The organism is Bacteroidota bacterium, assembly GCA_039714315.1.
In the GTDB taxonomy this organism is placed as follows: domain Bacteria; phylum Bacteroidota; class Bacteroidia; order Flavobacteriales; family JADGDT01; genus JADGDT01.
This window is the reverse complement of record JBDLJM010000136.1, coordinates 1-8,531: the sequence shown is the minus strand read 5'-3', so window position 1 is coordinate 8,531 and position 8,531 is coordinate 1. Positions and strand designations below refer to the sequence as shown.

Annotated in this window: 5 protein-coding genes; 4 read left to right on the top strand and 1 reads right to left on the bottom strand. The window is 34.8% G+C overall.

Annotated features, from left to right (window positions below):
• Positions 1–24: 24 nt before the first annotated feature.
• Entirely contained in the window at positions 25–1,164 is a 1,140-nt protein-coding gene (locus ABFR62_11645) for a DUF1343 domain-containing protein (GenBank protein MEN8139073.1), read from the top strand.
• A 155-nt stretch (positions 1,165–1,319) separates the two neighbouring features.
• Here ABFR62_11645 and ABFR62_11640 read toward each other — a convergent pair whose 3' ends face one another.
• Complete coding sequence (locus tag ABFR62_11640; GenBank protein ID MEN8139072.1) at positions 1,320–1,538, bottom strand: alkylphosphonate utilization protein; 219 nt, start codon at positions 1,536–1,538, stop codon at positions 1,320–1,322.
• An 868-nt stretch (positions 1,539–2,406) separates the two neighbouring features.
• Here ABFR62_11640 and ABFR62_11635 point away from each other — a divergent pair.
• The 3 genes from ABFR62_11635 (at position 2,407) to ABFR62_11625 (ending at position 8,280) form a co-directional block, all read left to right on the top strand.
• Positions 2,407–4,611 carry a cytochrome C gene (locus ABFR62_11635; GenBank protein ID MEN8139071.1) on the top strand — a complete coding sequence of 735 codons (2,205 nt, stop codon included), beginning with the start codon at positions 2,407–2,409 and terminating at the stop codon, positions 4,609–4,611.
• A gap of 30 nt (positions 4,612–4,641) precedes the next feature.
• Entirely contained in the window at positions 4,642–7,356 is a 2,715-nt protein-coding gene (gene nosZ, locus ABFR62_11630; GenBank protein MEN8139070.1) for a Sec-dependent nitrous-oxide reductase, read from the top strand.
• 99 nt (positions 7,357–7,455) lie between these two features.
• Positions 7,456–8,280 (top strand): hypothetical protein, encoded by an 825-nt coding sequence (locus ABFR62_11625; GenBank protein ID MEN8139069.1) that lies wholly within the window; start codon positions 7,456–7,458, stop codon positions 8,278–8,280.
• Positions 8,281–8,531: the final 251 nt, after the last annotated feature.

Here is an 8,531-nt window from a genome sequence, read left to right as displayed (position 1 = left end):
ATAATAGATTTTATGAAAACACAAATTATCAGATTACTAAGTTTCACTTTACTGCTCACAATTTTTACTCAGGTAAACGGGCAGAACATTAAACCCGGTGCGTACCAAATTAATGATTATATAAGTATTACAAAAAATAAGAGAGTTGCTGTTGTAGCTAATCAAAGCTCAGAATTAAACGGTGTTTCTCTTGTAGATACTCTTATTTCGTTAGATCAAAACATCGTTAAAATATTTTCTCCCGAACACGGTTTTAGAGGAAAAGCTGATGCAGGTGAAAAAATAAAAGATGAAATTGATGAAAAAACCGGACTAAAGGTTATTTCACTCTATGGGAATAACAAGAAACCTAAAAAAGAACAGCTCGAAGGAATAGATATAATGCTATTTGACCTTCAGGATGTTGGAGTAAGATTCTACACATACATCTCCACCCTTCACTATATAATGGAAGCCTGTGCCGAAAATGACATTCCTGTTATTGTTCTTGACAGACCAAATCCTAATGCGCACTATGTAGACGGGCCTGTTTTGGAAAAAGAATACAAATCTTTTGTTGGAATGCATCCTGTTCCTATTGTATACGGAATGACTATTGGCGAATATGGTCAAATGATAAATGGTGAACAATGGTTGAAAGACAAAATACATTGCGATTTAAGAGTGATAAAGATAAAAAACTACAATCACTCTATGGAATATGACCTGCCTTTACGCCCGTCACCCAATCTTCCAAATGCTAAATCGATCAACCTCTACCCTAGTTTATGTTTTTTCGAAGGAACTCCGGCATCTGCGGGAAGAGGAACCGAAAAACAATTCCAGATTTTTGGTGCTCCTGAATTTACAAACATGAACTATACATTCACTCCTAAGCCCAACTTTGGCTCTAAAAGCCCAAAATTTAATGGGATTAAGTGCTTTGGAGAGGATCTTAGTGAAATAAAAAATCTAAATTCTATCAATTTAGAATGGTTGATTAAAGCCTACCAGGCATACCCTGATAAAGAAAAGTTTTTCAACGGTTTTTTCACCAAACTGGCAGGAACTAAAAAACTTCAGGAACAAATAGAAGATGGATGTACAAGTGAGGAGATTTCAGAATCCTGGATAGAAGATTTGGAAGAATTTAATAAAATAAGGGCTAAGTATTTACTTTATTAAGGTAAGTTTAGTTGTTATAACTACGGTATATCACAAAAGTGAGTGTAACGAATGTAGCGGAGAGGTCTGTTGACAGTAAACAGAATACTAAACAGATATCTCCACTACGTTTCACAACGGTCGATAAGACGGTTTTTATAATAGTTTACCAAGAACTACTTACTTACCTTTTTAACAAACTCAGTTCTGATAACCAAATTTCCAACTTTAGGTATTCTACAGTCAATCTCCTGAGGATTATCGGTAAGGCGTATATTTTTAATTTTAAGACCTTTTTTTATTTGTCCCTGTACTCCCTTTGGCTTTAATGATTTTGTTAATATCACCGTATCTCCGGTACTAAGAACAGCCCCTATAGCATCTTTAACTTCCATATTATTTATTAATTTCAATAATTATTACGACAAAGGTAATTTAATTTAAAGATTCTCTATTATTCCCAAAGAGAATTAAAAAAGAATTAATTTCAATTTTACGATGTTCATCATACAATTTCGGGAGTTTGTAAATTCAGCTTTGCACTTAGCATAAAAAATCTTCAAGAACTACAATATTGAAGCATATTTGCACTGTTAAAACAAGGGAATTGTAGTAATACAAGTTTTTTCATAGTAAGATTTTTGGGTTAGTTTGTAAAAAGGTTTAGCGGTAACGTTAAACCTTTTTTGTTTTATTGTATCCTTTTCAAAGTCGACATACTTGGGATCAAGTCTATTTTCCGGAAACAGTAGCCTTGTTCTGCTTCTAAAATCAACACATAAGCTTTTAAAATTACTTTTCCATTTTTTTTATCTACAACACTACCAAATATACTTCCGGTGTTTTGTTCTACCAGACTAAGAATGTAAACAGTAAAGACAAAATTATTGCGTATTTTTTCATTAATAAAATTGAAAAAAGGGGATTCACAGTCTAACACATCACACCTAAATGTGTCATTTTTAAATAATTAACACTAAAAAAAATACTTTCACATTATAAATAATACTCAAATAAAATCTAAAACAATACTAAATACAGGTGCTTATACATAAAAAAGACTTTTAAGTATTTTTATTTAGAATGTAACTATATTAAAGCAAAAATGGCTTTATTATTTCACAATGTAATTGATTTATTCGTAATTTAGTGTGAATTAACTAGTTACAAGAATGCATGAAATCCCATTATAAACAAAGCTTTTTTCCTGTCGGAATGATATTAAAGGGATTACACGCTACTTTAATGTAAAAATCTATACACATGAAAAAATCAAATTGGTTTATCATGGTTGTTGCCGGAATTGTATCACTGGCGCTCTTTGCTACTGATACCTTTGCACAGCAAACACTCGAAGATGTTAAAACAGCACGGGGCTTAAATGACCAGGATGTGCTGGCAGCAGTAAAGACCTTCATGCCACGTGGTGGTCGTGATGAGTATTTTTCAATTGTAGGTACAGGAAATTCCGGAACTATGATTGTATACGGTATGCCATCAATGCGAATTTATAAATACGTAGGAGTATTTTCTCCTGAACCATGGCAAGGCTATGGCTTTGATGATGAAAGTTCATTGGTATTAAAAAAATCATCAATGGATAACAGAATTAGCACCTATGGAGATATGCGTTTCCCGGCTTTTTCTGAAAAAGACGGAAATTATGACGGGCATTTCGCTTTCTTCTCAGATGGAGCTAACTCCAGAATTGCACTGATGGGATTAGATGATTTTGAAACTAAACAGGTATTGTCAAATCCACTTTTCATCAGTACTTATCCGGGCGTAGCTGTTACGCAAAATACTGAATATATTATACAGTCAAGTCAATATCCTGCTCCATGGGATTATAAGACAGCAGATGTATCAACTGAGTTTGACGATAAGTTTAAATCAGGTGTTACTTTCTGGAAGTTTGTAGAAGGAGAAAATGTTCACAAAAGCAGAATGATTAAAGAAAAATCAGTCACGCTTGAACTACCTCCGTATACATTAGATTACTTTGATACCGGAAAAAAAGCTAGTGACGGATTAATGGTTGGGTTAGCAGAAAAAGACGGTAAAAATTTTGTTTATGTAATCGACTATAATAAACTGTCAACTTTAACTACCAAAAAAATAAATGACTTTAATGTAGTTTCTTTTGATGAGGCTAAAAAAAATAGTGCAGTTGGGTTTATTGCCCTACCGTCATCAGCAAACACAGTAAAAGTAACCCCTGATGGCAAATACTTTGTTGTAGGAGCAGATAATACTCTGGTTTTTGATTTCGCAAAAGCAAAAGATGCTTTAGGTAAAGATACACCTATTGATGCTGCAAGTGTACAAAAAACAAGTATCGCTATCGGAAAAGATGTAATTGATATTGCATTTGACCAACGGGAAAACACCGCCTTTGCATCATCTCATGGTGACAGCAAAATAGTTCGTTTTAACTATGAGTCCGGTAAAACAGAATCAGAGTTAAAATTAAGCTTTAAGCCAAGTTTCTTAATGACTCCTCAGGGAATGTCGGCTTCGCCTCATTCAAATTACTTAACAGTAGTTGATAAAGAAGGTTTATACGATAACTATCCCGATGTAGGGCCTGTACGCCCAAGTTTCCAACATTTAATTGATATTTCATCAGACGAAATGGCTGATATATATACAATGAGCTTACCACAAGCAAATGTGTATGGTTCTGTTGCTGTATTGCGAACTACTATTAAACCCATTATACGATATCCGTTGGGTACCAACACTCGTACCGGAGAGATTTCGAGATACAAAACTGTTGCAGGACAGGAAAAAATTGAACGTGAAGGTAACAGAGTACACATATTTGGAACATTGATCCGTTCTCATATTACTCCTGAAATTGTTACTGTTAACGAAGGTGATGTAGTTACTTTCCACTTGACTAATTTAGAACGTGCAGAAGATGAGACTCACGGTTTTACTGTAGATACCTATGGTGTTCACGGTAGTTTTGAACCGGGAAAAACAGCTTCTGTTACTTTTACGGCAGACAGACCCGGAGTATTCCCTTATTACTGTACAGAATTTTGTTCTGCTTTACACTTAGAAATGGAAGGTATTTTATTAATACGTCCAAAAGGATATGTTGATGTTGAGCAAAAAGATGTTGTTCTTACCGAAGAGGAATTAGCCGAATACAAAAAACTTTATGAAGAAAAGCTTGTTGTAATTGACGACACACAGGAAATAATCAATGGAGTGGTTACGTGGTTAAAGGAAAATAATTTCCAGGATTATCCGTATGTAGCAGCCTTGGTTGATGATGCATTCGATCAGTTAGATCAGGCTAAAACATCTAAAGAAAATCACGAGAGATATGCTAAAGAAGGTAAATATAAAGATGCTTTCTTATGGGCAGAACAGTATTGGCAATATCAGGTTAAAACAGCCGATGTTGGCTTACGTGCCAAAAAACTCTTAAGTGAGAAAGTTGATGTAGAAGAGTAATCTTACGGTTAATTATAAAACTAATAAATGATGAAGAAGATATTAAATATAAAATACAGCTCTATATTAATTATGAGCTTATTTGTTGTCATATTAGCCTTGCTTACCGTAAGTTGTGGTGGTGACGACAAAGACAAAAAAGGAGATGAATACGTAGGTGGAACAAATATTTCGGGAAAACCTTACGGAAAGGAATCTTTTGGTGATGTGGTAAAACGAAGAGGCCTAAATGCCGAAGACGTTTTAGCTGCAGCTAAAACTTATACTCCTGATAATTTAAAAGATGAATATGTATCTTTAAACTCAGGAGGACAGGAAGGAAACTTACCTATGTACACTATTCCTTCTATGCGTATGTTGAAATACGTTCCAACTAATACACGTCAGCCATACTCTGGCTTTGGCTATAGTGAAGAAACTTATAAATTATTAGAAGATGGTTTCATCGAGGGACAGGAAATTCTTTGGGGAGATACACACCACCCCGGATTCTCTGAAACCGATGGAATATATAATGGGAAATGGGCAGTTATTAACGACAAAGCCAATCCGAGAGTGTATGTTTTTGATTTGAAAGACTGGCATGTAAAACAAGTAATTAAAAGTCCTATATACAGATCAAACCACGGTGGATGTTTCTTTACACCTGATTCGCGTTACTTTATGGAAGCCTCACAGTATCCTTCTCCAATGGATTGGAAATATCATGAGTTGAGTGAAGCTAATTTTGAAAAATACTGGAGAGGTGGACTTACGTATTGGCGTTTTGATAACGAAAAAGGAAGAGTAGATAAAAAAGCATCTTTTACATTTGAATTTCCTCCTTACACACAGGATTTATCTGATGCAGGTAAATTAGCCAGTTATGGTTGGGGATTTACAAATTCATTCTGTACCGAAATGTATTATGGAGGTATCGAAAGTGGTCGCCCTCCATTTGAAGCGGGCTGTTCTTCGAGAGATGTAGATTATTTACACGTAACCAATTGGAAAAAAGCAGAGGAACTGTTGAAAAACGGAACTATTAAACCTATGATGGTGCGTGGCCATAGAGTTATTAAAATGGAAGATGCCATAAAACACAATCTATTTTTCTTAATTCCCGAACCAAAATCACCTCACGGAGTTGATGTTGACCCTACAGGGCAGTACATAATTGTTGCCGGTAAATTAGACTCTCATGCCTGGGTTTATAAGTTTGATAAAATAATGGATGCTATCAAAAATAAAAAGTTTGAGGGCAAAGACAGATTTGGTATTCCTATTATTAAATTAGAAGATGCCTTACACGGAAGTGTTGAAGTTGGTTTAGGACCATTACACAGTCAATATGACAGTAAAGAAGGAGTGGTTTACACTTCTATTTATGTAGATTCACGTATTACAAAGTGGGATTATATTAATCTGAAAGTATTAGGTTTTGTACCATCTCACTATAATGTAGGTCACCTTGTAGCTGCTTCGGGCGATACACAGGATCCACACGGAAAATATCTGATTTCTTTAAATAAATTATCTATTGACCGATTTAATCCTGTAGGACCCTTGCACCCGCAAAACCACCAGTTAATTGATATTAGCGAAGATGGCGATCCTAAAGTTATTTATGATCTGCCTCTGCCAATGGGCGAGCCGCATTATACTGCACTAATGCATGTTGATCAATTTAAATCAGAGGCTGTTTATGAACTGGGAACAAATATTGCTACTAATGAAAAATCCGATTTTTTCACTGAACTGGGTGCTGAAAAAACTGATGTAAAAGGAAAAGATGTACATGTTCATGGAACTATCAAAGAAGGTAAAGTTACTCCTGCAGATTTAAATGTTGAACAGGGGCAAACTGTATATTTACACCTTACAAACCACGGTCAAAGCAAATTAGACCATTACGTTTATCAGGTATCTTCTTATGATAAGATGTATCACTACAGTCCGGGTGAAACGGCTACAATTAAATTTAAAGCTGAAAAAGCAGGAATGTATCCATTACTGCTAGATTCACAAAATAGTCCTGACAAGCGTCAACTAGTTGGATATTTAGCTGTAAAATTCAACAAAACAGCCGAAACTGACCGGGTATTGGCATATACTGACAGAATTAACGCCGATATGAAAATGCAATCGTTTAAACCTTCATCCATTGAGTTGGAAAACTTACTACCGGGTGAGTTACAATATCTAAATTATGGATGTAGTGCATGTCATAAATTTGGTGAAGAATTCAATGGTCCGGATTTATTGATGATAGAAAAACGCAGAGATGATAAGTGGCTGAAAGAATGGATCATGGATCCAAAATCTAAAATGAAAGATGCCGATATTGAGGCTATGCGTCAAACTTACAAATTAGAGATGCCGGATCAGAATGTTTCTGAAGAAGATGTAACTAAAATCATTGCCTTCATGAAAGCCAAAACAGAGCAGGTAATGAAAGAGAAATCCACTGAAACTACCACTGAAATTAAGGGTGGTGATTATGGTAATGGTAAGGAAATCTACGACGGACTGTGTATGGCCTGTCATGCAACAGGTGTTACCGGTGCTCCTAAATTTGACGAAAAGGAACGTTGGTCTACTATAGCCGAACAGGGAATGGATGTTCTAAATGATCACGCCATCAAAGGGTTCCAGGGAGAAAAAGGAGTTATGCCTCCAAAAGGAGGAAACCCTGCTTTATCTGACGATGATATTAAAAACGCAATTAAATACATGTTACACCAGACTGGTACAACAGCTAAATAAACTTAACAAAAAGGCAAAATGATATTGATTTCAATATCATTTTGCTTCTTTATATGAAAAAAAATTTAAAATAAATTCTAATAAGTTAATCTTAGTACTATGGATAATACTGCTAAAATATTGGGACTTCTCTACAAAGTCTTCGCTGTAATTGGAGTACTATTAATCATTGCCCTATATTTCACCCCTATTTGGTGGGTAGCATTACAAAGTCATCAATATCCCAAATCGATGTATCCTAAAGGTATTCGCATTGAATTTAGATATGATGGAGTTTACAATGGGTGTGAAGGAGTAAAAGAACGTGAAGAAATTACTACTAATGAAGGGGCCGAATGTTTGGTAGAAATGAATGCTATTAATCATTATATAGGAATGTATCCTATTGTACAAGGAGTAAATACACGTGCAAATTTACATCCTAAAGAAGGTGAAAAAATTATACACCCCGAATATTACGTATTTAACACCCAAAAAGATGCCAATGGCAATGATGTTATTGATCCAAAAACAGGTAGCGCAGTTGAAATAAACGTTACCCCCACTTACTTAAAAATATTAGATGGTATATTGATAAACTCAAAGTATATATTTGTATTTTTCATCCTGTTAGTGATCTATTTTATATTTACACCAAGAAAGAAAAATTCAATTCTAGCGATTATACCTGCGCTTTTACCTATCTATTTTATTTTGCTATTCATGTATTCAATGTATTGGTATGGCCACCACTTAGATTTACACGGAGGTGGCGCATTTAGCGGTATTAAGCCCTTTATGCCAACGATTTTCGGACATGGTAAAGTGGCTCAATTCGAAACTGTTTCATACCCGTATTATGGATTCTTTGTGGCAGTGGCAGTGTTTGTATTTTTGTTTTTTTCAGCATTATTTAAAAGAAAGGCTATTTCTTTAAAAGACTGACAACAAATAATTTAATATAGAAAACATCTCTTTAAATAATAAATTCAGAAAAAATTGTCAGTATATTTATAGAGGTAGTTTGTTCTATATTACCTAAAAACAATATTTGTTATTATGAAACGAGCATGAACAACTTTATATCTCACAGAGTGACTATTGTAATTACGAGTTCCATACCTGCCTGCAAGACGCAGTCAGGCAGGTGACCGAAATATTAAATTATATACATATGAAATCCCCATGAACACCGG

What these genes read in the sequence shown, in the direction of transcription:
- ABFR62_11640 (MEN8139072.1), bottom strand. Translation starts at nt 1,538, where the DNA reads ATGGAAGTTAAAGATGCTATAGGGGCTGTTCTTAGTACCGGAGATACG.
- ABFR62_11635 (MEN8139071.1), top strand. Translation starts at nt 2,407, where the DNA reads ATGAAAAAATCAAATTGGTTTATCATGGTTGTTGCCGGAATTGTATCA.
- nosZ (MEN8139070.1), top strand. Translation starts at nt 4,642, where the DNA reads ATGAAGAAGATATTAAATATAAAATACAGCTCTATATTAATTATGAGC.
- ABFR62_11625 (MEN8139069.1), top strand. Translation starts at nt 7,456, where the DNA reads ATGGATAATACTGCTAAAATATTGGGACTTCTCTACAAAGTCTTCGCT.